Here is a 433-nt window from a genome sequence, read left to right as displayed (position 1 = left end):
ATAACGTTCACCGCCATCAGCGTGAACAGAATGGCACCGGAGGAAAAGAAGTTGGTGATCATTGCCCCAGCAGAGAACTGGAACATAGCGAAAATATCTTGTTCGTTTTGCGTAATTTCGCCTTCGTCGGCCAGATTTCGCGTTAACGATGCGCCAACGTCAGTGCTCTGCAGGCTGCCGATCAGCGCCAGGCCGGTATGTCCGGGGATCCCCATCAGAGGACGCAGCAGAGGAGTTAATAAACGACGTGCTGCACGCAAAGCGCCATAGTGTTCAAGCACGTTGATCATGCCAAGGGCAAACATGACAGAAGGAATTAATCACAGTGCAAAGAGAGAACCATCCATGGCACCGTGACCGCCGGTACCACGAAACGCACTGGTCGTTGTCGTCAGCGTATCCCCCTCGAGACTCGCTTTACTGACGACTTTAC

General features: G+C 52.9%; 1 pseudogene. It reads right to left on the bottom strand.

Annotated features, from left to right (window positions below):
- Positions 1 to 433 (bottom strand): annotated as a pseudogene (locus tag ACU8YC_RS28260) (nucleoside recognition domain-containing protein); the annotation flags it as partial.

This window comes from Citrobacter sp. VF227 (genome assembly GCF_052950715.1).
The sequence above is the reverse complement of the archived record's forward strand: the minus strand, read 5'-3'. Positions and strand labels throughout refer to the sequence as shown.